The sequence below is a fragment of the Pseudomonas sp. BS-2016 genome, assembly GCF_001806145.1.
Classification (GTDB): Bacteria; Pseudomonadota; Gammaproteobacteria; order Pseudomonadales; family Pseudomonadaceae; genus Aquipseudomonas; species Aquipseudomonas lundensis.
Genome location: NZ_MLCT01000015.1, coordinates 420,793 through 444,317 on the forward strand (window position 1 = coordinate 420,793; position 23,525 = coordinate 444,317).

At 58.3% G+C, this 23,525-nt stretch carries 22 protein-coding genes and 5 tRNA genes; 13 read left to right on the top strand and 14 right to left on the bottom strand.

What is annotated here, in order from left to right; genetic code table 11:
* The first annotated feature begins 338 nt into the window (after positions 1-338).
* Positions 339-1,334, top strand: coding sequence for a catabolite repressor/activator (gene cra / locus BKD70_RS07340; RefSeq protein WP_047273666.1), 996 nt, complete (start codon positions 339-341; stop codon positions 1,332-1,334).
* 2 nt (positions 1,335-1,336) lie between these two features.
* Positions 1,337-2,113 (top strand): TatD family hydrolase, encoded by a 777-nt coding sequence (locus BKD70_RS07345; RefSeq protein ID WP_047273665.1) that lies wholly within the window; start codon positions 1,337-1,339, stop codon positions 2,111-2,113.
* 38 nt (positions 2,114-2,151) lie between these two features.
* On the opposite strand, the gene ampE is transcribed toward BKD70_RS07345, so the two are convergent.
* From ampE to BKD70_RS07360, 3 genes are all read right to left on the bottom strand, one after another.
* On the bottom strand, positions 2,152-2,988 hold the full coding sequence (gene ampE / locus BKD70_RS07350; RefSeq protein WP_047273663.1) for a regulatory signaling modulator protein AmpE: 837 nt from the start codon (positions 2,986-2,988) through the stop codon (positions 2,152-2,154).
* A complete protein-coding gene (gene ampD, locus BKD70_RS07355; RefSeq protein ID WP_047273661.1) occupies positions 2,985-3,548 on the bottom strand; it encodes a 1,6-anhydro-N-acetylmuramyl-L-alanine amidase AmpD in 564 nt (187 codons plus the stop codon). The genes ampE and ampD overlap by 4 nt, the downstream gene beginning before the upstream one ends.
* A 92-nt stretch (positions 3,549-3,640) precedes the next feature.
* Positions 3,641-5,119 (bottom strand): DUF1631 family protein, encoded by a 1,479-nt coding sequence (locus BKD70_RS07360; protein WP_047273659.1) that lies wholly within the window; start codon positions 5,117-5,119, stop codon positions 3,641-3,643.
* A 352-nt stretch (positions 5,120-5,471) separates the two neighbouring features.
* On the opposite strand from BKD70_RS07360, the gene nadC reads away from it, so the two are divergent.
* Entirely contained in the window at positions 5,472-6,320 is an 849-nt protein-coding gene (nadC, locus tag BKD70_RS07365) for a carboxylating nicotinate-nucleotide diphosphorylase (protein WP_047274271.1), read from the top strand.
* Between the two features lie 21 nt (positions 6,321-6,341).
* Here nadC and BKD70_RS07370 read toward each other — a convergent pair whose 3' ends face one another.
* From BKD70_RS07370 to BKD70_RS07385, 4 genes are all read right to left on the bottom strand, one after another.
* Entirely contained in the window at positions 6,342-6,839 is a 498-nt protein-coding gene (locus tag BKD70_RS07370) for a methylated-DNA--[protein]-cysteine S-methyltransferase (protein ID WP_047273657.1), read from the bottom strand.
* A 2-nt stretch (positions 6,840-6,841) separates the two neighbouring features.
* The gene (locus tag BKD70_RS07375) at positions 6,842-8,341 is read right to left on the bottom strand and encodes a DNA-3-methyladenine glycosylase 2 family protein (RefSeq protein WP_047273655.1); all 1,500 of its coding nucleotides are present in this window, start codon (positions 8,339-8,341) and stop codon (positions 6,842-6,844) included.
* A 146-nt stretch (positions 8,342-8,487) separates the two neighbouring features.
* Positions 8,488-8,563 (bottom strand) — tRNA-Thr (locus tag BKD70_RS07380).
* A 46-nt stretch (positions 8,564-8,609) separates the two neighbouring features.
* Positions 8,610-9,017: a prepilin-type N-terminal cleavage/methylation domain-containing protein gene (locus BKD70_RS07385; RefSeq protein ID WP_047273654.1), complete on the bottom strand. Its 408-nt coding sequence runs from the start codon at positions 9,015-9,017 to the stop codon at positions 8,610-8,612.
* 223 nt (positions 9,018-9,240) lie between these two features.
* On the opposite strand from BKD70_RS07385, the gene BKD70_RS07390 reads away from it, so the two are divergent.
* From BKD70_RS07390 to yacG, 4 genes are read left to right on the top strand one after another with little or no spacing between them, the layout of a single operon-like run.
* Positions 9,241-10,446: a type II secretion system F family protein gene (locus BKD70_RS07390; RefSeq protein WP_047274269.1), complete on the top strand. Its 1,206-nt coding sequence runs from the start codon at positions 9,241-9,243 to the stop codon at positions 10,444-10,446.
* 2 nt (positions 10,447-10,448) lie between these two features.
* Positions 10,449-11,309: an A24 family peptidase gene (locus BKD70_RS07395; RefSeq protein ID WP_047273652.1), complete on the top strand. Its 861-nt coding sequence runs from the start codon at positions 10,449-10,451 to the stop codon at positions 11,307-11,309.
* A gap of 1 nt (position 11,310) precedes the next feature.
* Positions 11,311-11,934 (top strand): dephospho-CoA kinase, encoded by a 624-nt coding sequence (gene coaE / locus BKD70_RS07400; protein WP_047273650.1) that lies wholly within the window; start codon positions 11,311-11,313, stop codon positions 11,932-11,934.
* Positions 11,931-12,134, top strand: a complete 204-nt coding sequence (yacG, locus tag BKD70_RS07405) for a DNA gyrase inhibitor YacG (RefSeq protein ID WP_047273648.1) — start codon at positions 11,931-11,933, stop codon at positions 12,132-12,134. The genes coaE and yacG overlap by 4 nt, the downstream gene beginning before the upstream one ends.
* Before the next feature lie 64 nt (positions 12,135-12,198).
* Here yacG and BKD70_RS07410 read toward each other — a convergent pair whose 3' ends face one another.
* Positions 12,199-12,888: an energy-coupling factor ABC transporter permease gene (locus tag BKD70_RS07410; protein ID WP_047273646.1), complete on the bottom strand. Its 690-nt coding sequence runs from the start codon at positions 12,886-12,888 to the stop codon at positions 12,199-12,201.
* A 131-nt stretch (positions 12,889-13,019) separates the two neighbouring features.
* On the opposite strand from BKD70_RS07410, the gene BKD70_RS07415 reads away from it, so the two are divergent.
* From BKD70_RS07415 to BKD70_RS07430, 4 genes are all read left to right on the top strand, one after another.
* Entirely contained in the window at positions 13,020-13,649 is a 630-nt protein-coding gene (locus tag BKD70_RS07415) for a DUF1780 domain-containing protein (RefSeq protein ID WP_047273644.1), read from the top strand.
* Positions 13,646-14,173, top strand: coding sequence for an MOSC domain-containing protein (locus tag BKD70_RS07420; protein ID WP_047273642.1), 528 nt, complete (start codon positions 13,646-13,648; stop codon positions 14,171-14,173). Before BKD70_RS07415 ends, BKD70_RS07420 begins: the two co-directional genes overlap by 4 nt.
* A gap of 55 nt (positions 14,174-14,228) precedes the next feature.
* Positions 14,229-14,402, top strand: coding sequence for a DUF3094 family protein (locus tag BKD70_RS07425; protein ID WP_047273641.1), 174 nt, complete (start codon positions 14,229-14,231; stop codon positions 14,400-14,402).
* Between the two features lie 66 nt (positions 14,403-14,468).
* On the top strand, positions 14,469-15,770 hold the full coding sequence (locus BKD70_RS07430) for an NAD(P)/FAD-dependent oxidoreductase (protein WP_047273639.1): 1,302 nt from the start codon (positions 14,469-14,471) through the stop codon (positions 15,768-15,770).
* 81 nt (positions 15,771-15,851) lie between these two features.
* On the opposite strand, the gene BKD70_RS07435 is transcribed toward BKD70_RS07430, so the two are convergent.
* Complete coding sequence (locus BKD70_RS07435; RefSeq protein ID WP_047273638.1) at positions 15,852-17,249, bottom strand: glutamate decarboxylase; 1,398 nt, start codon at positions 17,247-17,249, stop codon at positions 15,852-15,854.
* Positions 17,250-17,417: 168 nt separating this feature from the next.
* On the opposite strand from BKD70_RS07435, the gene glsA reads away from it, so the two are divergent.
* Both glsA and BKD70_RS07445 read left to right on the top strand, forming a co-directional pair.
* On the top strand, positions 17,418-18,362 hold the full coding sequence (gene glsA / locus BKD70_RS07440) for a glutaminase A (RefSeq protein WP_047273636.1): 945 nt from the start codon (positions 17,418-17,420) through the stop codon (positions 18,360-18,362).
* Between the two features lie 23 nt (positions 18,363-18,385).
* Complete coding sequence (locus BKD70_RS07445; protein WP_047273634.1) at positions 18,386-19,915, top strand: amino acid permease; 1,530 nt, start codon at positions 18,386-18,388, stop codon at positions 19,913-19,915.
* A 261-nt stretch (positions 19,916-20,176) separates the two neighbouring features.
* Here the strand turns inward: BKD70_RS07445 and BKD70_RS07450 are convergent.
* From BKD70_RS07450 to clpB, 5 genes are all read right to left on the bottom strand, one after another.
* Positions 20,177-20,253, bottom strand: a tRNA-Pro gene (locus BKD70_RS07450).
* Between the two features lie 94 nt (positions 20,254-20,347).
* Positions 20,348-20,423 (bottom strand) — tRNA-Lys (locus BKD70_RS07455).
* A gap of 5 nt (positions 20,424-20,428) precedes the next feature.
* Positions 20,429-20,505: transfer RNA gene (locus BKD70_RS07460), tRNA-Pro, on the bottom strand.
* A gap of 9 nt (positions 20,506-20,514) precedes the next feature.
* Positions 20,515-20,590 (bottom strand) — tRNA-Asn (locus BKD70_RS07465).
* Between the two features lie 328 nt (positions 20,591-20,918).
* On the bottom strand, positions 20,919-23,483 hold the full coding sequence (clpB, locus tag BKD70_RS07470) for an ATP-dependent chaperone ClpB (protein ID WP_047273631.1): 2,565 nt from the start codon (positions 23,481-23,483) through the stop codon (positions 20,919-20,921).
* Between the last annotated feature and the right edge of the window lie 42 nt (positions 23,484-23,525).

Consider the following 23,525-nt stretch of genomic DNA (forward strand, 5'->3'; position numbering starts at 1 on the left):
GTTCTCCTTTCCTGGCGCTCCGTGGCGCCCGGTATTGTTTTGAATTAAGTCAGCTTAGGCCGCTCGCCCCCAAGTGTGTCACCGGATGTGTGGCACGCACATCAACCTGAGGCTTACGTCGATTAAACAGGCTTGCTGAAACGTTTAATCATGAATGTGCGGCACGTTACTGCATAATCGTCCGCGCTTGAAGCCCAACCTGTCGCATTGACTCGCGTCAGGTAGACGATGCAGTAAAAAAATACAGTAGCGATAAGGCAGACGTTGGTCGGCTGCCTTTATCGGGTAGGATTGGCCAGAATGTCGGCATGTACTACAAAAAATAAGGAATTATCGGCGTGAAGCTCAGCGATATCGCTCAACTGGCAGGTGTTTCCGTGACCACCGCCAGCTATGTCATCAATGGCAAGGCTGAACAGCAACGCATCAGCAGCACGACGGTGGAACGGGTGCGCGCTGTGGTTGAAGAACATGGTTTTACGCCCAACCCGCAAGCGGCGGGTTTGCGTAGCCGCCACAGCCGCACCCTGGGTTTCATCCTTCCCGACCTCGAAAACCCGAGTTACGCGCGCATTGCCAAGCAATTGGAACAAGGCGCCCGGGCCCGTGGCTATCAACTGCTGATCGCCAGTTCAGACGACGCGCCCGAGAGTGAGCGCCAATTGCTCAAACTGTTCCGTGCGCGCCGCTGCGATGCCCTGTTTGTGGCCAGTTGCTTGCCTGAAGAAGACGACAGCTACCGTCAATTGCAAGATCTGGGGATGCCGATCATCGCGATTGACCGCACGTTGCCAGCAGACCGCTTTTGCTCAGTCATCAGCGATGACCGCGAAGCCAGCATGGCCTTGACCCGCAGCCTTTTGCAGCCGATGCCGCGTCAAATTGCGTTGATCGGCGCACGCCCAGAGCTAAGCGTCAGCCAGGCCCGCGCGGCAGGGTTCAAACAAGCCCTGGAAGGTTTTGACGGTGAAGTGCTGATCGAGCACGGGACTGCGTTCAGCCGCGAATGCGGTCGACGCATCATTGATGAATTACTGGCACGTCTGGGGCATTTCCCTGACGCGTTGGTCACGACGTCGTACGTGTTGCTGCAAGGCATGTTTGACGCCTTGCTCGATCACCCGGAACACGCAGCACCTACGCGCCTGGCGACCTTTGGTGACACGCAGTTGCTGGACTTCCTGCCGTTGCCGGTCAATGCCATGGGCCAACAGCACCCCTTGATCGCCCAAACAGCGCTCAACCTCGCCCTGGCTGCCATTGAAGAACACCACTACGCGCCCGGCATTCACGCCATTGCCCGTACCTTCAAGCAGCGTATTCATCAGGCCTGAGCATGCAACTGATCGACACCCACACCCACCTCGATTTCCCGGTGTTCGATGCCGACCGCGCGCCGCTGCTGGCACGCAGTCGGGCGTTGGGTGTCGAGCGCATGGTGGTGCTGGGCGTTTATCAGAGCAACTGGCAACGGGTGTGGGATTTGGTCCAAACCGACAGTCAGTTGTATGCCGCGTTTGGGTTGCACCCGGTGTATCTGGACACGCATCGCCCCGAGCACGTCATCGAACTCGGGCAATGGCTCAGTCGGCTGGCCGGGCAACGCCAAGTGTGCGCCGTGGGCGAAATCGGCCTCGATTACTTTCTGCCGGCGCTCGACCGCGAACGCCAGCAATCACTGTTTGAAGCCCAGTTGCAGCTAGCAGCTGACTTCCGGCTTCCGGCGCTGCTGCACGTGCGCCGGAGCCATGCGCAAGTCATTGCCACCCTCAAACGCTTCAAGCTGCAACGTGGCGGGATTATTCATGCCTTCGCGGGCAGCCGGGAGGAAGCTCGCGAATACATCAAGCTGGGGTTCAAGCTGGGCTTGGGCGGCGCCGCGACCTGGCCGCAGGCCCTGCGTTTGCGCAGGGTGCTGGCTGACTTGCCGCTGGACACGGTCGTGCTGGAAACCGACTCGCCCGACATGGCGCCGGTCATGTTCGCCAACCAGCGCAACAGCCCGGAGCACCTGCCCGCCATTTGCGAAGCCCTGGCTGAAGTGATGAACCTAAGCCCCGAACGGCTGGGCGAGGCCAGTACGGCCAATGCCTGTGCTGTGTTTGGGTGGTAAACGCACACCCGTAGCCGTGTGCGTCGGGGCGGATTCATTCAGAGCAACAGTGTCCACACGGCAAAACCGGCGTACCAGAGCAACGCAGAGCGCAGCAATAACTCCCACAACGCATCCAGGCTGGATACCCCTTCCGGCCCGGTCTGCGGGGGCGGGATTTCAGCCGCAGCGCACCCGGCCTTGTCGATCAGTTGGGCGGCGCTGATTTCCCAGCTCAGCAACTCATGCAGCATGACGCGGCTGACGGCGGCAAAGTTACCCACCAGTGCAAAGCTCGCCGCCAGCAGGCGCACCGGCAGCCAGTCAAAGGCATGGCGCAGTTGCTGGGCACGTTCAACCAGCTCCGGATTTTTGCCATGCTCGACCGCCAGCGCCAGCAAGCGATAGCTCAACGCAGCCACCGGGCCCAGCAGGAAGTACCAGAAGATCACGGCAAAAAAACTTTGATAGGCCTGCCACAGCAGGTGCCCCTGCACGTTCTCCAGCAATTGCTCGCCAGTGTCGGCGCACACGTCAATGTCGCGTTGAGCCACATGGGCGGCCGCTTGCAAATCACCCCGACGCCACGCGTCGCGAAATGGCCCCAGCCCTGCCAACACATCCCCGCGGCCCAGGCTGAACACCAGCACCAGCACATGCACCGGCAAGGCCAGCAAGCCATACGCCACGGGGTCCAGCACCACCAGCAGCAGCCCCAGCAGCATCACCGGCAACAGGACAAGAATGGCCAATACCCACCACGGCCTGTTTGCCAGACGGGTCGACGCCTCCAGCTTGTGCAGCTCTCGCACCCAGCCGCTGTCGCGCTGAAGACGTTGACGCAAGGCCGAAAATTTTTCGATCAGGATCGCCAGCAGTAACACCACAAAACTCATTGTTTCTCTCCTGTGTGCGGCAGCTCACGGCGAAAACGCGCCCAATCAAAGCAAGGGCCCGGATCCGTCTTGCGCCCCGGCGCCACGTCACTGTGGCCACATATTCGCTGGGGGGTAATTTGCGGATAGTGCTGTTGCAGTTGTCGGGTCAGGGCAATCAATGCCTGATATTGCGCGTCGGTGAACGGTTGGTCGTCCGTGCCTTCCAGTTCGATACCCAGCGAAAAGTCATTGCACGCCTCACGCCCTTCAAAGCTGGAAATACCCGCATGCCAGGCGCGGTCCAGGCACGACACAAACTGCGTGATCTGGCCGTCGCGTTCAATCAGAAAATGCGCGCTGACGCGTAGCGCCTTGATGCCTTCAAAGTACGGATGTTCGGTGACGTCCAGTCGGTTCTGGAAAAAAGCCTGGACCTTGCCCGTCGCAAACTGCCCGGGCGGCAAGCTGATGTTATGGATCACCAACAGGGAGATTTCGCCGTCAGGGCGCTCATTGAAGTTGGGCGACGGGCACCGGTGCACGCCTTCGCACCAACCGCTCGCGGGGTCCAGCTGCATAACCGCTCCTTGTTCGTTGAAAAACCAAAGGCGCAGTATGCCGCGATGCGCGCTTCAATTGGCAGCTATCTGTGGCGCCGATGTCGCACGGTTTATTGCGCCTGGCGCTGGTGCAAGCTGCCAATGACCGATTCCAGCGCACGATCGAAGAGTAAACGGTCATCCAGCAGCAAGACCTTGCCGCTGCGCAACTGGGCAATCAAGTCGGTGCGGCTTTGTTCCAGTACTTTCAGGCCGGTGCGGTTGACGAAAATATGTTTGCCACCCGGCTCCAAAATGGCAATCAGCTTGCAGCGCAGTCGGAATTCTTCGTTTTCCTGCAATTCGATCCACGTCCCCAGCCGTAACTGGCTGACCAGCAGCAGGCCCAGATGGTCTTGCTCATCGAGGGCCTGTGAGGCAGCGAGCGCTTTTTCAGGCGCTTTCAGACGCGCGTGTTCAGCCTCGCGCGTGCGCTGTTCCGACAGCTCGATTCGGCCACGTTCAGCCTGGGTGAAGACCAAAAACTCATGCAACAACGAATCCAGCAGCGCGGGGTTATCGCCCGAATAAGACGCGAGCTGTTGCACGACGCGCTCAATCTGGCGAAACAGCGGGTCGCTGCGCTCATCGGTGCGCACGTCCCAGCCGATGGCCGCGGCAGCGATCACATTCAACAAGCGCCGGGCCGCATGGGTGTCGCAGCTGAAAAAATTCTGATCCCGTTGCGCAATCTTGCGCAAGGGTTCCTGCAACAAAGCAATCTGGCTTTTCAGCGCCGGCGAGAGATTTCGATCCTGAGCAATGTACTCAAACAGAAGCCCAACCAGATTCTGCGCTTCTTGCACGTGCGCGGGCGGCGGCGCGTCCTGGGCCTTGGCCCCGCAACAGGCGTCGTTGTCAGCCAGTGAAGGCAGTACGCCCGTGGCAATCAGCAGCTGATTGGCGTCGGCATACAGCTGGCCGGTGTGGCTGAGCAGGTAGGTTTCGAACAGTTGCAGCATGATCAGCTTGACCTTGAGGTCCATGCCCTGCTCACGTTCGGCCTGCAAAAAGTACTCACACAACATGGCCGGCCCCAACGGATTATTGTGCTCATCCAGCGGCAGGTTACAGAGGGTTGCAAGGCGCTGGGTCAGTTGGCAAAGCGCCATTTGGTCACGCGTCATGACCTGCGCCACCATCGCGTTAACGACTTGCGTGCGCTCCAGGTCATTGGATAACAGAGAGAACGTGCCCTCGGCGGGCGCGGCGCCATGCAGGGTGCGCTCACTGACATCAGGCTGGGTCAGGCGGGTAAACGCGTCAAAAAAACGGTCCAGGAATCCGCGTTCGATGTGTTTGCGCTTGAGCCTGACATCGCGCATGGCCTCAAAAAACAGGCTTTGCTCGGCGTCGCTGCGGGCGTTGTCAGCCATGGCAAACAGGGTTTCGTCGGCGTTGTCGAACAGCACTTGCAGGCCGCTCTTGAGTTGCTGCGCTGCCTTGTCATGGACCTGCAACAAAATGACAGGCAGGCGTGCGAGCGGCGAATGCGTCGCCAGCTCCGCTATCGCCTTGTGGGCAGCTCCCACTTTCCCGTCATTGTGCATCCAAGCCTCCTGGAACGATGTGTCGCTTGCGGTGGGCGTGCACGGGACAAAGCCGCTTTTGACGCTCGCAAACAGAAACCGGCCAGCCCAAGATGCGCTCGCCGGAAGATCTGAAATTAGGACTTGATGGCATGTCAAAGCTATGACGCCAATTACAAGGCGCGGATTATCTTGCAAAAGACGCGCCTTGTGCTACCCGACTGGCTGAATCATTTGCCAATCGGTGAAAAAAACGTTTCTGAACCTTAAAAAACAGCACAGTTGCCGCCGTTTACCCACCGTGCAGCGCGCCACCTTGGGTTCGTTCGCGGCATGGCCCTATAATCGACGCACTTTGTTTGTGGAGTTCGTTATGCCGAATTTACATCTGGCCGATCTCACCGCCGAGATCGAAGCCAACGTACGCCGTGCGCTTGCCGAAGACATTGGGAGCGGCGACATCACTGCGCGGTTGATTCCGGCAGAACGCCTGGCCAAAGCCACGATCATCACCCGCGATGCCGCCGTGATCAGTGGCACCGCATGGGTGGACGCGGTGTTCCGCCAACTGGACCCTCGCGTTGCCGTGCATTGGCAGGTTGTCGATGGCGAACGCGTCAGCCCCAATCAAGTGCTGTTTCACCTCGAAGGCCCGGCCCGCTCCCTGCTCAGCGGCGAGCGCAGTGCGTTGAACTTCCTGCAAATGCTATCGGGCGTCGCGACCCACGCCCGCCAGTTGGCTGACCATGTGGCCGACACCCAGGTCAAATTGCTCGACACCCGCAAAACCCTGCCGGGTTTGCGTCTGGCGCAAAAGTACGCCGTGACCTGCGGTGGCTGTCATAACCATCGCATTGGCCTGTACGACGCGTTTCTGATCAAGGAAAACCACATCGCCGCCTGCGGCGGCATCGCTCAGGCCATCGACGCGGCGCATAAAATCGCGCCCGGCAAACCGGTGGAGATCGAGGTCGAGAGCCTGGATGAACTCAGAGAAGCGCTGGCCGCAGGGGCTGACATCATCATGCTCGACGAGTTGAGCCTGGACGACATGCGCGAAGCCGTGCGCCTGAACGCGGGCAAAGCCAAGCTGGAAGCCAGCGGCGGCATCAATGAAAGCACGTTGCTGCCCATTGCCCAAACGGGCGTGGACTACATTTCGATTGGCGCCATGACCAAGGATGTCAAAGCGGTCGACCTGTCGATGCGGTTGAGTTTGTAAGGCGCCAGCGGCTGCGGCGCATTACGTCAGATCGAAGGGCTGATGCGCCCGCTCATGCTCCAGCAGCCACTGCTTGGCCGCGAGCCCGCCGGCAAAGCCCGTCAGTTTGCCGTTGCTGCCGATCACCCGGTGACACGGGATGATGATCGGAATCGGGTTGCGACCATTGGCTGCGCCCACCGCACGCGACGCGGTGGGCCGCTGGATCTGCTGCGATAACTGGCCGTAACTGGTGGTCACCGCGAAAGGAATAGTGGTCAGTGCTTGCCAGACCTGCTGTTGAAACGGCGTACCTTGTGGCTTGAGCGGCAAATCAAAGGTCAGGCGCTCGCCTGCAAAATACGCGTCCAGCTGTCGGCGCACGTGCGCCAGTTTGTGCGGCGCATGCAGCCAGCCTTCCTCCGGAGCATGCACCCGGCGTTCACATTCGAAGCGCACTTCTCTCAGGCCCTCATCGTCAGCCACTAAAAATAGCGGACCAATGGGCGACGGCATTTGCGCGTAGTAGATCTGCGTCATGGTTAAACCCTCCGTGCCGCAGCCGCATCGGTGGCTGCGCGCCATAAGTACATCACTGAATAGGCCCGCCATGGCCGCCAGCTTTCGGCCAGTTCGAGCAGGGCTTTGGTGCTCAACGGGGGGCCGTCAGGGTTGGCTTCGCGGCGTAAAATCAGATCGGCCGCCGGGAACGCGTCGGGGTGTTTGAGCACGCGCATGGCAATGTAATGCGCGGTCCACTCACCTATGCCCGGCAGTTGCACCCAGCGACGGATGAAGGTTTCGAGCGGCTGTTCAACCGCAAAATCGACCTGTCCATTGATCAGGGCGCGGGCAATGCCCCGGATCGTATTGATGCGCGCCTGAGTGATACCGAGTTGATCCAGATGGGCGTCGGCCAATTGCTGCGCCGCAGGAAACAGGCGATTGAGCCCTGGGATACCGGGCATTTCAACCGGTGTTCCAACCCGTTGCACGATGCGGCTGGCCAACGTGCGCGCGGCAGCCACGCTCACTTGCTGGCCCAACACCGCCCGTACGGCCACCTCAAAGCCATCCCAGCCGCCCGGCAAACGCAAGCCCGGGTAGCGTTCGACCAGCGGGGCGAGTGCCGGGCTGGTACTGAGGGTTTGCGCAATGGCCTGAGGGTCGGCATCCAGATCGAACATGCGGCGAATGCGGGCAACCACATTAAGGAGTTGGGCCGGCGCGACGTTGTACAACTCCAGGCGCAAGGCATGCTGCCCCGCCGGCGCGGCGCTGACCCGCAGCCACCCGGGCGATTGCGGCGGGCCGAACACCCGCTGATAACTCTGGGCGTCAACAGACTCGATACCCGGCAATGCACGATTGAACAGGAAACCCAGCACGGCCTTGAAGTCGTAGGGCGGGCGATAGCCAAGGCGCAGCACCATGGCCGCATCGGCCCGAATGGCTGGGCTGCGCCTGAACGCCCGAGGCTCGGCATGGTTGGCTTCGGCAAACGCCGAATTGAAACGCCGTACACTGCCGAACCCCGAGGCCAGGGCGACGTCAGTGATCGACAATGCGGTTTCGGTCAGCAGTTGTTTGGCAAACAATAACCGTTGGGTGGCATGCACCGCGATGGGCGGCGCGCCCAGGTATTTCACGAACAAGCGGCGTAACTGCCGAGCCCCTACATTCAAACGTTCGGCCAACACATCCAGCGGGTGATCGGCTAAAAAACCTTCGTTGATCAGCTTCAGGGCACGCGTCACCAAGTGCTCGCTGTGCGACCACAACAGATTGCCCGGCGCCAGCTCGGGGCGGCAGCGCAAACAGGGACGAAACCCCTGGGCCTGAGCCGCCGCCGCACTGGCGTAATACACCACGTTCTCAGCCTTGGGCGCACGGGCCGGGCAGACGGGACGGCAGTAAATACGCGTGGTAAGCACGGCCGTGAAAAACACCCCGTCAAACCGCGCATCGCGGCTCAAGCGGGCGATTTCGCAGGCGGCGGTAGACGGTGTCAGCGCGGTGTGGGGCGAGTCGTGTGTGTTCATGGCCCGCACAATAGCACCGGACTTTTGGTGAATCTCGCCATTTTCGGACGTCAATGTTGACCGCCGATCAGGTCACCCTGGCGCCTTGAACCGGCCAAACGCGCCCCATAAAAAACGCCCTGCTGAAGACAGGGCGTTTTATTGACTGGTGCCGGAGACAGGAATCGAACCTGCGACCTTCGCGTTACGAGTGCGCTGCTCTACCGACTGAGCTACACCGGCGGTGGCAGCAAAACTATCACTGCCAATGAAATCGGGCAATTCGTGGCTATTTGCAGGCACCGCTGGTCAGGCACGTGCCGCTTTGGGTCCAGACCAGCGCATTACCAGCGCCACTCAAGGCCGGGACCATGACGCTGGTCCAGCCGCCAGCCGCTTGAGTACCGGTCATGGTGATCACACCATCAATCACGGTCATGCCGGCAGCGAGGTTGTCGGTGGCATCTGCGGGGCCGGGTATGCCGTGGGTGCCCGCATCGCATTGGGCCAGATCATTGGTTTCGCTAAAGCACAGTGCAACCGCCGTTTTGTAGCTGTTGCCGAGCGTGTTCACCTCAGCAAACCGCGCTTTCATGGTGTGGTCGTTGTAAGCAGGCAATGCAAAAGACGCGATCAGACCGATGATCGCTACCACGATCATCAGCTCAATCAAGGTAATACCCTGTTGTTGTTTCATGTACGGCCTCCGAAAAATAAGTCGCCGCCAGGCGACCCGATACAAGGTCAACGCTGAGCCGCTAAAAAAGTGCGCACAGGCTACCAAGGTTCGTTGTCAGAAGCTTCTGAACAACAGCGTTTGACACCTTTGGAATTGCACTGGCACAGGTGACGACTGTGGCGCTGTCTAGTCTTTGACACGCACGGCGCAACTGAACGCGCCACTGTTCAAGGACGACAGCATGGCCGACACGTATTTGTATCGCTGGGAAGGCAAGGATGCCCACGGCGCCACTCTCACCGGGGAACTCAGCGCCAGCGGGCACGCCCAGCTTCGCGCCCAATTGCGGCGCAAAGGGATCACGGTGCGCAGCATTCGGCGTCAACGCACCTCACGCCGTCGCGCTGGCAGGTCTGTCAACGCGTCAGACATCACCCTGTTCAGTCGCCAACTGGCGACGCTGATCCAGTCGGGCGTGCCTCTTTTGCAAGCGCTGGAGGTAATTGGCAAAGGGTTCGAGCAGTGCGCCATGCGCCAACTGATGATCGAACTGACGCGCGACATCGCCGCCGGAACCAGCCTCACCGCCGCCCTGCGTAAAAAACCGGAGCACTTCGACACACTGTTCTGCAATCTGGTGGAAGCCGGGGAACAAGCAGGCGCGCTGGAGGTGATGCTGCAACGTATCGCGACCTACAAGGAAAAATCCGACACGCTGAAGAAGAAGATCAAAAAAGCCATGACGTATCCCATCGCCGTGTTGCTGGTCGCATTACTGGTCAGCGGCATCCTGTTAATAAAAGTCGTGCCGCAATTTCAAGGGGTGTTTGCTTCGTTCAATGCGCAACTCCCCGTCTTTACCTTGTGGGTGATTGGCTTGTCAGAGGCATTGCAACACCACGGCCTTTGGCTTTTACTGGGCGCCGCTGGCGCTGCCGTGATCGTCCGTCATCGTTACAAGGCCTCAGCTACCCTGCGTCATCGACTGGACGCCCTGTTGCTGAAAATCCCTGTCACCGGGCAGTTATTACACCTGTCTGCGATTGCCCGATTTGCCCGCACCCTTTCCACCACCCTGGCCGCCGGCGTGCCTTTGCTCGACGCGCTGGACTCAGTCGCAGGCGCGACGGGCAATAGTGTGCTGAAAGAGGCCGTGCTGCGGCTCAAGCAACACGTTGCCACGGGTACGCAGATTCATGTGGCCATGAGCAGCAGTGGCGCATTCCCGGACATGGCGATTCAGATGACAGCCATTGGCGAAGAGTCCGGCACACTGGACAGCATGCTCAATCACGTAGCCACCTATTATGAGAGCGAGGTCGACACCCTCGTCGATAACCTGACAACGCTGATGGAGCCCGCAATCATGGTGGTACTGGGGATTGTGGTGGGCGGTCTGGTCATTGCCATGTATTTACCGATTTTCAAACTGGGCCAAGTGATTTGAGCATGATCGATTTTTTAAGCATCCACCCTGCTGCGTTGATCGCGGGTGCCTTGTTGCTGGGCCTGTTGGTCGGCAGTTTCCTGAATGTACTGGTCTGGCGATTGCCGAAAATGCTTGAGCAGGACTGGCAGTCTCAGGCCCGTGAAGTGCTAGGGCTTGCCCCTGCGGACGATAAAACGACCTACAACCTGTGCCTGCCGGCGTCTCACTGCCCTGAATGCCAGCACCGCTTACGCCCCTGGGAGAACATCCCGCTGCTCAGTTATGCGCTCTTGCGCGGCAAGTGCTCGCAGTGCAAAACCCTCATCAGCCCCCGCTACCCCCTGACCGAGCTGGCGTGCGGCCTCGTGTCTGGCTTTATTGCCTGGCATTTTGGCTTGACCCTTCAGGCTGGCTGGATGCTGTTGCTGACTTGGGGCCTGATCGCCATTTGCCTGATCGACGCCCGGCATCAAATCGTGCCCGATGTGCTGGTACTGCCGTTGCTATGGCTCGGACTGCTGCTCAACAGCTTCGAACTTTTCACCACGCTGTCACAGGCCGTTTGGGGGGCAGCGCTGGGTTACCTGAGCTTGTGGTCGATTTTTTGGTTGTTCAAATTGATGACGGGCAAGGACGGCATGGGCCATGGGGATTTCAAGTTGCTGGCCCTGTTTGGCGCGTGGGGGGGCGTATCGGTCTTGCCGTTAACGATCCTGTTGTCATCGCTGGTCGGGGCGCTGGTGGGCGTCAGTTTGTTGCTGTTGCGCCGCGCTCATCGCGCGACGGCCATCCCCTTTGCCCCCTATCTGGCCATTGCCGGGTGGATTGCATTGCTCTGGGGTGGTCAAATGACCGCTTTCTATTGGCAACTTGCGACGTGAAATGAAGACCGCATCTTCCAAACCCTGGATTCTGGGCCTGACCGGCGGGATCGGCAGCGGCAAAAGCGCAGCGGCCGAGCACTTTGCCGCGCTGGGCGTTCATGTTGTGGATGCCGACCACGCGGCACGCTGGGTGGTCGAACCGGGTCGTGCGGCGCTGAAAAAAATCGCTGAGCACTTCGGTGCCGATGTTTTGCAGGCCGACGGGCAACTGGATCGCGGCGCCCTGCGCACACTGATTTTTGCCGACCCGCAGCAACGCCTTTGGCTGGAGGCTTTGCTACACCCGTTGATCCGCGATGAGATTGCTCAGAACCTGGCTCAGGCGACATCGCCCTATGCGATCCTGGTATCGCCGTTGTTGGTCGAATCCGGGCAACACGCGACGACCCAGCGGGTGCTGGTCATTGATGCTCCCCAAGCCCTGCAAATTCAACGAACCCTGTTGCGCGACAACACCAGCGAAGATCAAGTCCGGGCCATTCTCAAGGCACAGGCCAGTCGTGAAGAACGACTGCGCCATGCCGATGATGTGCTGGTCAACGACAACGATTTGAAGGCGCTACAGACGGAAGTCGAGCGCTTGCATCACTACTATTTAACTTTGCGTGGAGGCCAATCATGACCAAACCAATGACCGTAGACTGCCCGACGTGCGGCACTGCCGTGGAGTGGACCCCTGCCAGTGCATTCCGGCCTTTCTGCTCGGACCGTTGCAAACTCATCGACCTGGGCGCATGGGCCAGTGAAGAACACAAAATCCCGGTCAGCCCGGATGCAGAAGATGACATGTTTTCAGAAGAGTTGACGCCGCGTATTCATTGATTCGCGCTGCTGCCCAAGGCTGCGAGCCATTCAACCGACGCGCTCGCAGCCTCTTGGAAGCAGGTTATTTGTTGGATCCGTCATCCTTCCATGGCGCTGCGAGGTAACGCGTGCGATTGAAGGTTTCAAGCCACTCCGGGCAAAACACCACCAGCGCCGTGACCAGCATCCCGTTGATAAACGCCTCGGGAAAGATGATCAACCAGAGATAACCGATAAAGTCCTCCAACCATTCCGGCATGACAAACAGGCCATCCAGCCACAGCACGCCCAAGCCCGCCAACAAACACAGCAAGGCCGCAAGCGCCGCTGCAAAAAAACCTGAGCAAAAAATGTACACAAACGGGTTGCGTGGTTGCGCGCGCTCGACCAGGTGCGCGCAGGCCTCCGTGACGACAATGGGCAACAGAATCAACAGCACGCCATTGATGCCCATTGCAGCCAGATCCTGCCGCCCCAACAGGACCAGTCCTATTTGCGCCATCAACGCGCCGACGATGGCCAGCGGCCAGTCCAGCAGCAAAGTGACGACTGTCAGGCCGATAAAGTGATAGGAGACGCCGGTGTCAAAGTCGCGACGCACCAGCCACAGCAAGAACAGCGCGAACACCGTGCCAAACAGCAAATGCTGACGCCGCGTGTCGGCAAACAGTTCGACCCACGGCGCCCGCAGGATGGCCCACAGCACTACAGGCACGTACAACAACCAGCCGATCACCATCGTTGGCGCAGATAACACCTGGCTGGTAATCATGCACGCACCTCCCACTCAACCGTGTTCACGTACACCGTTCTACCCTCCCTGTCAGATGACCCTGTATGTCATGCGGCTCAGTCTACACCCGCACTTCCAGTCACACCTGTTTCGAGGCTAAGCTGCGTCCCATGGACGACTCTGATTATTTACGCCTGTTAACCATTCAGGCCGAGCAAGCCAATGCCTTTTTGTCTAATGCCCGCAAATGGGAGCGTGAGCGTTGGGTCTGCCAGCGCCTGCTGCAAGGCTTGAACATTAGCTACCACACGCAAGATTTCACACAGCCCGATCAGGAACCGCCTGATGTGCTGTTTCGCGATGCACGCTTTGAAGTGTTTTTTGTGCTCGACGAAGGGCGACGTCTCAGTGATGAATGGCGTGACGAGCTGCAACGTCGCCGCAATGCCTACTCACTGAGTCAGCTCGTGCGCCGCGAGGCCCGCCCCAAACGTATTCCGGCCAGCAAGTTGCTGCAAAGGCTGGGGCCGACGCTGCACAAAAAAGCCACCAATTACCGTGAACGCGACCTTGATCTCGGGCAGTTGGACATCATTGCGTTTTCCAGCCTCAAGCGCGAAGTGCTCGATCTCAACAGCCACTTCCCGCCACCGACCGAGTACCTGCGCATGGGCTGGCGCTCACTGTCACTGGTTGGACCGACGTTCGCCCGGGTGCTGTTTGCACAACCCGACGCCCCAGACTTTTTGCGCGGCAATTTGGGGCGCAGCATTATTTTCGATGTCGGGATCAGCCTGTGAGCCCTTTGCAAGCACTGATGGCTGAAGTGCCGCAAACCGGTCGCGTACGCTGGATTGGGGTCCGTCCTCAATCAGGCGCCGACCTGGTGGTGCTGGACGCTGTGGAGGCGCGTCGCGAAGCCGGACTGACGGGCGATCATGCCCGGCCCGGTGCGCGCAATGCACGACAAGTCACGTTGATTCAGTGGGAACACTTGGCGGTGATCAACGCCTTGCTGGGGCGTCCCACCGAAAACCCGGTATTACCTCAGGATTTGCGGCGCAACATCGTGGTCAGCGGCATCAATTTGTTCAGCCTCAAAGGCCGACGCTTTCGCATCGGACGCGCAATATTCGAGACCACCGGCTGGTGCCAACCGTGCGCCCGACTGGAGCTACGACTCGGCGCGGGCACATTCCAGGCGGTACGTGGTCACGGGGGCATTACGGCAAGGGTTATAGAAAGCGGGATCATTCGTCTAGACGACGAACTGCGGGTCGAGCCTTTGGGTCCCAACGGCTATGCTTCCTTTCATCCCGGTTAATCCTTTGCTGTAGCTTTTACACATTCCGCAACGTCTATCTGACGAGGCAAACTCTATGTCCAGTCGCCTGAAACCAGATGACCAACAGCGTGTCGAAGAGTACCTGCAACTGCCACAACACCAAGTTGAGCGCCGGCCCTTCAGGCCGTGGATGCTCCTTGGCGTGGTGCTGATTGTGGTGATCGGTCTGGGCTTTTTGAGCCGCCTCCTGAGTTACCTGGCGCTATGAGCTGCAGTGCGCTCGCCCACGGGACTCAGGCACAGAATTTTTTTTCAAGCCTTGTGAGTGATACCTATGTCCCATCGTATTGTGATTGTCGGCGGCGGCGCCGGCGGCCTGGAGTTGGCGACCCGCCTGGGCAAAACCCTGGGTAAGCGCGGCAAAGCCAGCGTAACGCTGGTCGATGCCAACCTGACCCATATCTGGAAACCGCTGCTGCATGAAGTGGCCGCTGGCTCGTTGAACTCCTCCGAAGACGAACTCAACTACGTCGCCCAAGCCAAATGGAATCACTTTGAGTTCCAGTTGGGCCGCATGAGTGGTCTTGATCGCGAGCTGAAAAAGATCTCATTGTCGGCAACCCTCGACGAAAAAGGCGAAGAGCTAGTGCCTGCCCGCGAACTGGGCTACGACACGCTGGTGATCGCAGTGGGCAGTACCACCAACGATTTCGGCACCCAAGGCGCGGCCGAGCATTGCCTGTTTTTGGACACGCGCAAACAAGCCGAAAAATTCCACCAGCAATTGTTGAACCACTACTTGCGCGCGCATGCGGGGCAAACCGATGCGATTGAAAAAATCAGCGTGGCCATCGTGGGTGCGGGCGCAACGGGTGTCGAGCTGGCAGCCGAACTGCACAACGCGGCCCATGAACTGGCGGCTTATGGCTTGGACCGTATCAAGCCGGAAAACATGCACATCACTGTGATCGAAGCAGGGCCCCGTGTACTGCCGGCGCTGCCCGAGCGCATCGGTGGGCCGGTGCATAAGACGCTAGAGAAACTGGGCGTTACCGTCCTGACCAATTCGGCCGTGAGCGAGGTGACGGCTGACAGCCTGATCACTAAAGAAGGCCAGGTGATTCCCGCGAGCTTGAAGGTATGGGCCGCCGGTATTCGTGCGCCCGGTTTCTTGCAAGATATTGCCGGGCTGGAAACCAACCGCATTAACCAGTTGGTCGTGCGCCCTACCCTGCAAACCACACGCGATGACAATATTTTTGCGTTCGGCGATTGCGCGGCTTGCCCGCAACCGGGTACCGACAGGATGGTGCCGCCTCGCGCACAAGCCGCTCACCAGCAAGCGTCACTGTTGGCCAAATCGTTGAAGATGCGCCTTGAAGGCAAATCAGACCTGCCCGATTACCACTACCGCGATTACGGCTCGCTGATCTCACTGTCGAGTTTTTCAGCTGTGGGTAACTTGATGGGCAGCCTGATGGGCACGGTCATGCTCGAAGGCTGGCTGGCGCGGATGTTTTACATCTCGCTGTACCGCATGCACCAAATGGCGCTTTACGGCACATTCCGCACGTTGATGCTGATGCTGGGCAGCCGCATCGGACGCGGCACGGAGCCACGCCTGAAACTGCATTGACCCCACCCGTCGCCGCGGCGGCCATGCGTCAAAGCTGCGAGGCATGAAAGCTCGCAGCTTTGATAGCAACGCACACGGTCATCAGCGTCCTGCGTGATTACCCGCCTCGGCTTCACGGCCTTTGAACCCGTGGGGCTGATGCTCATCAAAAAACTTGATGTCCCGCTCAAAGTCCGCCAACAACAGTTTGGCCATGTCGATCGACAGCCCCTGACGTACCAGAATCCGTTGCACTACGACGTTTTCAACATTGGCCGGCAGGCTATAGGCCGGGACCAGCCAGCCCCTTACCCGCAATCGATCTGCCAGATCGTAAAGCGAGAAGTTGGTTTTCACGCCGGGCTTTAAACGCCAGGTCAGCGCCGGGATGCCCAGTTGTGGATCGCCGTTGTACAGCATTTCAAACGGCCCGATCTTCACCAGTTCACGGGCCAGAAATTGCGCCGTTTCGTAACACGCCGAATGAATGCGCTCATACCCTTCTCGGCCCAACCGCAAAAAGTTGTAGTACTGCGCGATGATCTGCCCGGCCGGGCGTGAAAAATTGAGGGCAAACGTCGGCATATCGCCCCCCAAATAGTTGACGTGGAATATCAGACCTTCCGGCAGGTCCTGCACGTCTCGCCACACTACCCAGCCCGCCCCCAAAGGCGCCAGGCCGAATTTATGCCCGGAAGTGCTGATGGATTTGACTCGCGACAAACGGAAATCCCACTCAATATCCGGCGCACAAAATGGAGCCAACATGGCGCCGCTGGCGCCGTCGACATGAATCGCCACATTCAGGCCATTGCGTTTTTCCAGATCATCCAGTGCATCGGAGAGCGGCTTCACGGTTTCATACAGGCCGGTAAACGTCTGACCAAAAGTCGGCACCACCACGATGGTGTTTTCATCAATGCGCTCAAGCATGTCCTCGGGGGTCATGAACCATTGCCCGTCTGACATGGGCACTTCACGTATTTCAATGTCCCAATAACGCGCAAATTTGTGCCAACAAACTTGTACCGGGCCGCACACCATGTTCGGGGTGGTGGTCTGTTTGCCCGCTGCTTTGCGGGCCGCTCGCCAACGCCACAATGCTGCCAGACCGCCCAGCATGCAGGCTTCACTGGAGCCGACTGTGGAGGTGCCGATGGTGGTCGCTGCGCTGGGTGAATGCCAAAGATCCGCCAGCATATGAATGCAGCGATTTTCGAGTTCAGCCGATTGTGGGTATTCATCCTTGTCGATCATGTTCTTGTCGATGGACAGGTCCATGAGCTTGTGAACTTCATCCTCCTCCCAGGTCTGGCAGAAAGTCGCAAGGTTCTGGCGGGCGTTGCCGTCCAGATACAGCTCATCATGGACCAGCTGGTAAACCTCGCGCGCAGACTGCTCGGCTTCGGGGAACAGTTTGGTTGCCGCGGCATGCGCCAATGCCGATGAACCAAAAACGGGATCCGTGTCGCTATGACGTTTGGTGCGGTGCAGCGCCATGGGAACTCTCCTTGAGTGATGGACCGTGGCTGGCCGACCTCCTCTTCACTGGCTCAGCGTAGGGCTAAGAGCATAGACAAGCATTTTGACTTTGCCCTGCCTGCGGGCATGCCCGGATATTCCGTCCTATAGTTGCCGGCGACCCAACGTACGCACGGAGCGAGCGCAATGAAAACACAACCCGTAACGGTTGACGGTTCAGTCACCCACGCACTGCATGAAGCCCATCAACGTTTTGCCAATAACCATCACGGAAAAAACGCCAGTTACATCCCGTATCTGGCCTCGGTCCCGGCCAACCTGTTCGGCATCAGCATCATGTTTTGTGATGGCACTCATGCCGAAGTTGGCGACACTGATTACGCCTTTGCCATTGAGTCGATTTCAAAGGTGTTCACGCTCGCCCATGTGCTGGATGACATCGGCCCGCAGTCTTTGCGCAGCAAGATTGGCTGCGACCCGACTGGCGAACCGTTCAACTCGGTGGTAGCCCTTGAGCTGCATAAAGGAAGGCCGCTGAACCCTTTCGTCAACGCCGGAGCCATGGCCACTGTCAGCTTGCTCAAGGCCGAAAATGCGACCGCGCGCTGGGCGCAGATTGAGTCTACGTACCAGGCCTTCGCCGGACGCGATCTGACCGTCAACGAAGAGGTGTACGCCTCTGAAGCCTCGACCAATCAGCACAATCGCGGCATTGCCTGGCTGCTTCAAAGCTACGGTTATCTGTATGCCGACCCAATGGAGGTGTGCGATGTGTATACCCGCCAATGCTCGGTTGCGATCACCTGCCAAGACTTGGTCACGATGGGGGCAACACTGGCCAATGGCGGGGTTAACCCGGTTACCAACACGCGCGTTGTCACGGCCAAAACCATTGCTCCCATCCTCGCGGAAATGACCCTGAACGGCCTGTATGACACCACGGGCGACTGGTATTACAAGGTCGGATTGCCGGGCAAAAGCGGAGTGGGCGGCGGGATTCTGGCAGTGGTGCCGGGAGTCTGTGCGATCGCCGCTTTTGCTCCACCGCTGGATGTTGCGGGCAACAGCGTGCGTGGCCAACTGGCTGCCGAACACCTTAGCCGCACGCTCAATTTGAGCTTGCTGCACTGACGCAAAATGTGAAGGGAGGCGATATGGCTACCACCAGTAAAGCTAAAACTTACATGTCATGGCTGACCATCTGTTTCATGATGGTTGCCGCTGTTGCCAGTATTCGTTCATTGCCCAGCATGGCTGTTTACGGCCTGGGTTCGATTTTTCTCTATGTCATCCCGGCGTTACTGTTTTTTATCCCGGTGTCATTGGTTGCGTCTGAACTGGGCACCGGCTGGAACGGCGGGATTTATGGCTGGGTCCGACAAGCCTATGGTGACCGACCCGGGTTTTTCATCATGTGGTTCATGTGGATTCAGGTGGTGGTGTGGTACCCGATAGTGCTCGGGTTCGGAGCCAGCACGATGGCGTACCTGATTAACCCGGAACTGGCCAAGAGCGGGGTGTTCACGGCTGCGGTGATTATTGTGCTGTATTGGCTGTCGACGTTCGTTGCCCTCAACGGCCTGACAACTCTGTCGAAGCTGACGTCGTGGTTCATGCTTTTGGGAACGGCGCTGCCAGCCGCGCTGCTGGTACTGTTGGGCGTGGCCTGGCTGGTACTGGGACACAAATCCGCTGCGCCCTTAACCTGGGACGCGTTGATTCCAGCGATTTTCGACACGCACTCCACCGTAAAAACAGGTTCACACAACCTGCATCCGGATTTGTGGCGTGAGTTCACAGGCGCCATCACGGGTCTGGTGTTGATTGTCAGCAACTTCCTGGCGTTTGCCGGTATCGAAATGAACGCCATTCACGCTCGGGAACTGCGCAATCCGCAAAAGGAAATGCCCCGCGCAATTCTGCTGGCCTTCTTTATGATTCTGTTGGTGTTTATCCCCCCGACGGTCGCGATTTCACTGGTGGTACCGGCGGACTCCACGAGCCTGACGGCGGGCGTTATTCAGGCTTACGCGGCTTTCTTCGAAGGCTTCAACATGCCCTGGGCCACGCCAATCATGGCCATTTTGCTGATCATCGGTGCATTGGGCGGGGTACTGGCGTGGACGGCCGGACCTTCCACCGGTCTGTTGTTTGTGGGCAAGGCGGGAATGCTTCCACCGGTGATGCAAAAAGTGAACAGCAAAGGCGTGCAGAAGAACATTTTGTATTTACAAGCGCTCATCGTGACGCTGCTCTCGACGATTTACATCTTCATCGACAACGTATCCGATGCGTTCTGGATGATCAGCGCCATGGCTGCACTGATGTACCTGATCATTTACGTGTTCATGTTTATGTCCGCCATGAAGCTGCGTAAAACCCAGCCAGACGTTAAACGCGGTTACGTGCTCAAAGGGCTGCATGGCTGGTGCTACCTGGGGTTGTTTTCAACCTGTGTGGCCTTGATTTTCGGGTTTATTCCACCGAATAACTTCAGCAGCATGCCGTTCTTTGAATATGCAGGAATCTTATTGCTGGGCTTGATCGTGGCAGGTACACCCCCGTTTATCTTCTACGCCCTGCGTAAGCCATCATGGCAGATGGTGCCCAAGTCTGAGGCCGATCAATATTCGGCAGCGTTGCAGGACTTGCAGGATGCAGACGAAAAGGGAGTTAACCGCTAGCACAGAACGCTCCCGCGGCCGTTGCCTATGGGAGCGTCGCCTGCAAACCCTGCCCCCCAGGGTCTGCAGGCGTGCATTGGCGACTGCAGCGCTCTGGAACGTAGCTTCGGGGGCTACGGTTCGCCATGACCAGGAGCCAGTACCCAGCACAATGATTTTTTGAAGCAAAAAAAAAGCGTCCCTAAGGACGCTTTTTTCATGGCGCTGATGCGATTGGCATCAGCGCCTTATTTTCTACACCCATTACTGCCGGGCAGAAAATGGTCGGGGTAGGGGGATTCGAACTCCCGACATCCTGCTCCCAAAGCAGGCGCGCTACCGGACTGCGCTATACCCCGGTAAAAAAAAGGCACCTTCAAAGAGGCGCCTTCTGCGATCAGCGCTTTTGGCCTCTGATCTTAAGATCTAACCCCAGCGAACTGGAGCCAAAAATGGTGGGTCGTGTGGGATTCGAACCTACGACCAATTGGTTAAAAGCCAACTGCTCTACCAACTGAGCTAACGACCCAAAAATGGTCGGGGTAAGGGGATTCGAACTCCTGACATCCTGCTCCCAAAGCAGGCGCGCTACCGGACTGCGCTATACCCCGGCTTGAAAATGGCTCCACGACCTGGACTCGAACCAGGGACCCAATGATTAACAGTCATTTGCTCTACCAACTGAGCTATCGCGGAACTACATATTTCAATCTACAACGGTGTTGCTTTACTACTTTGTAACTCTTTGCAATTCTCGTTGACTTCAGTGCATCGCTGCGTTGTCGTCTCTGAGGCGGGCCATTCTACAACCTTTCAAACCCTTGTCAACCATTTTTTTTCGTTAGAAGACAATGATTTAGCGCTTCTAACTGACACCTTGGTTTGGGCCAAGTTGCCGTTGCTGGTGACTGACTGCGGGGCGCACTTTACTCGCGTTTCCCTTACAGATCAACACCCTATGTAAAAAAATTCAAAAAAAGGGCCTCGCACTGCGAGGCCCCCTTTAAAGCACCACTTGCCCGCCTTACGCGAAGACGATTTCGTCGTCTTTCACACTGGCCACTACCGTGGTTCCCGGCAGGAACTGACCCGAGAGAATCAGTTGTGCCAGCGGGTTTTCGATCCAGCGCTGGATTGCACGTTTCAGAGGACGTGCGCCATACACAGGGTCGTAACCGACCGCGATCAGCTTATCCAGAGCCTCCTGGCTCAGCTCCAGGCTAAGGTCGCGTTCAGCCAGACGGCTGCGCAGGCGACCCAACTGGATCTCGGCGATGCCGGCGATCTGATCACGGGCCAGAGGCTCGAAGATCACCACTTCGTCGATCCGGTTCACAAACTCCGGACGGAAGTGAGTACTCACCGCATCCATCACCGCAGCACGCTGTGCCTCACGGTCCCCTACCAACTCCTGGATCTGTGCCGACCCCAGGTTAGAGGTCATCACGATCACGGTATTGCGGAAGTCGACCGTGCGACCGTGGCTGTCAGTCAACCGACCGTCTTCAAGCACTTGCAGCAGTACGTTGAACACGTCCGGGTGGGCCTTCTCGACCTCATCCAGCAGGATGACCGAATAAGGCTTACGCCGTACGGCTTCGGTCAGATAGCCACCTTCCTCGTAACCCACATAGCCTGGTGGAGCACCGATCAGTCGAGCCACGGAATGTTTCTCCATGAACTCGGACATGTCGATCCGCACCATCGCCTCTTCGGTATCAAAGAGGAATTCGGCCAGCGCCTTGCACAACTCGGTTTTACCGACACCGGTTGGGCCAAGGAACATGAACGAGCCGCTCGGACGGTTCGGGTCACTCAGGCCAGCGCGGGAACGGCGCACGGCGTTGGACACGGCCACAACCGCTTCGTCCTGACCAATCACGCGCTCGTGCAGCAAGCTTTCCATCTTCATCAGCTTGTCACGCTCGCCTTCAAGCATCTTGGACACAGGAATCCCAGTCCATTTCGACACCACTTCAGCGATCTCTTCTTCAGTCACTTTGCTGCGCAGCAACTGGTTCTCGGTCTTGCTGTGCTCGTCGACCATTTGCAGGCTGCGTTCCAGATCCGGGATGATCCCGTACTGCAATTCGGCCATGCGATTCAGGTTGCCGCTGCGGCGAGCCACTTCCAGTTCCTGGCGAGCTTGCTCGATCTTTTGCTGGATCTGGGCAGAGCCTTGCACTTCGGCTTTTTCCGAGGTCCAGATTTCTTCCAGGTCGGAATATTCACGCTCGTGGCGCTCAATTTCTTCCTGCAATTTCTCAAGACGTTTTTTCGCCGCCTCGTCTTCTTCTTTCTTGAGCGCTTGCGCTTCAACTTTCAGTTGAATCAGACGGCGCTCCAGACGGTCCAGCACTTCAGGCTTGGAATCGATCTCCATGCGAATACGGCTGGCGGCTTCGTCGATCAGGTCAATCGCCTTGTCTGGCAACTGCCGATCCGTGATGTACCGATGACTCAGCTTGGCCGCCGCAATGATGGCACCGTCGGTAATCGCGACTTTGTGGTGCACTTCATAGCGCTCTTTCAAACCACGCAGGATCGCGATGGTGTCTTCTTCGCTCGGCTCGTCGACCAGTACTTTCTGGAAGCGACGCTCAAGCGCAGCATCCTTTTCAATGTACTGGCGGTACTCGTTAAGGGTGGTTGCACCGACACAGTGCAACTCGCCCCGCGCCAGCGCAGGCTTGAGCATGTTGCCCGCGTCCATGGCGCCCTCGCCTTTACCGGCACCGACCATGACGTGCAGCTCGTCAATGAACAGGATGATTTGACCTTCCTGCTTTGACAGTTCGTTAAGCAGCGCTTTCAGACGCTCTTCGAATTCACCCCGGAATTTGGCGCCCGCGATCAACGCACCGATGTCCAGCGACAGTAGGCGTTTGCCTTTAAGGCCGTCAGGCACTTCGCCGTTGATGATCCGCTGAGCCAGGCCTTCGGCAATCGCGGTTTTACCCACACCGGGTTCACCGATCAGGACCGGGTTGTTTTTGGTCCGGCGCTGCAACACTTGAATGGTGCGTCGGATTTCATCGTCACGACCGATTACCGGGTCAAGCTTGCCTTCTTCAGCACGCTTGGTCAGGTCAATGGTGTATTTGTCCAGCGCCTGACGGGACTCTTCAGCATTGGGGTCATTGACCGCTTCACCGCCGCGCAGGTTGTTGATGGCGTTTTCAAGGGCTTTTTTGCTCACGCCCTGGCCCAGCAACAACTTGCCCAACTTGCTGTTTTCGTCCATTGCCGCCAGCAACACCACTTCGCTGGTGATGTACTGGTCGCCTTTTTGTTGCGCCAGACGGTCCGCCTGATTCAACAGACGCGCCAAGTCCTGCGACATATTCACGTCGCCGGTGGGGTTCTGTATTTTGGGTAGCTGGTCGAGCTCTTTGGTCAGCTCTTTACGCAGGCTGTTTACATCGAAACCGACTTGCATCAGCAGAGGCTTGATCGAACCGCCCTGCTGCTCCAGTAATGCCTGCATCAAGTGCGCTGGCTCAATTGCCGGATGATCAAGGCCGACGGCCAATGACTGAGCATCGGACAACGCCAATTGCAACTTGCTGGTTAATCTATCTATACGCATTCGTCACCTTCCTTATGAGCAGGCCGGAGGGATGGAAACTCC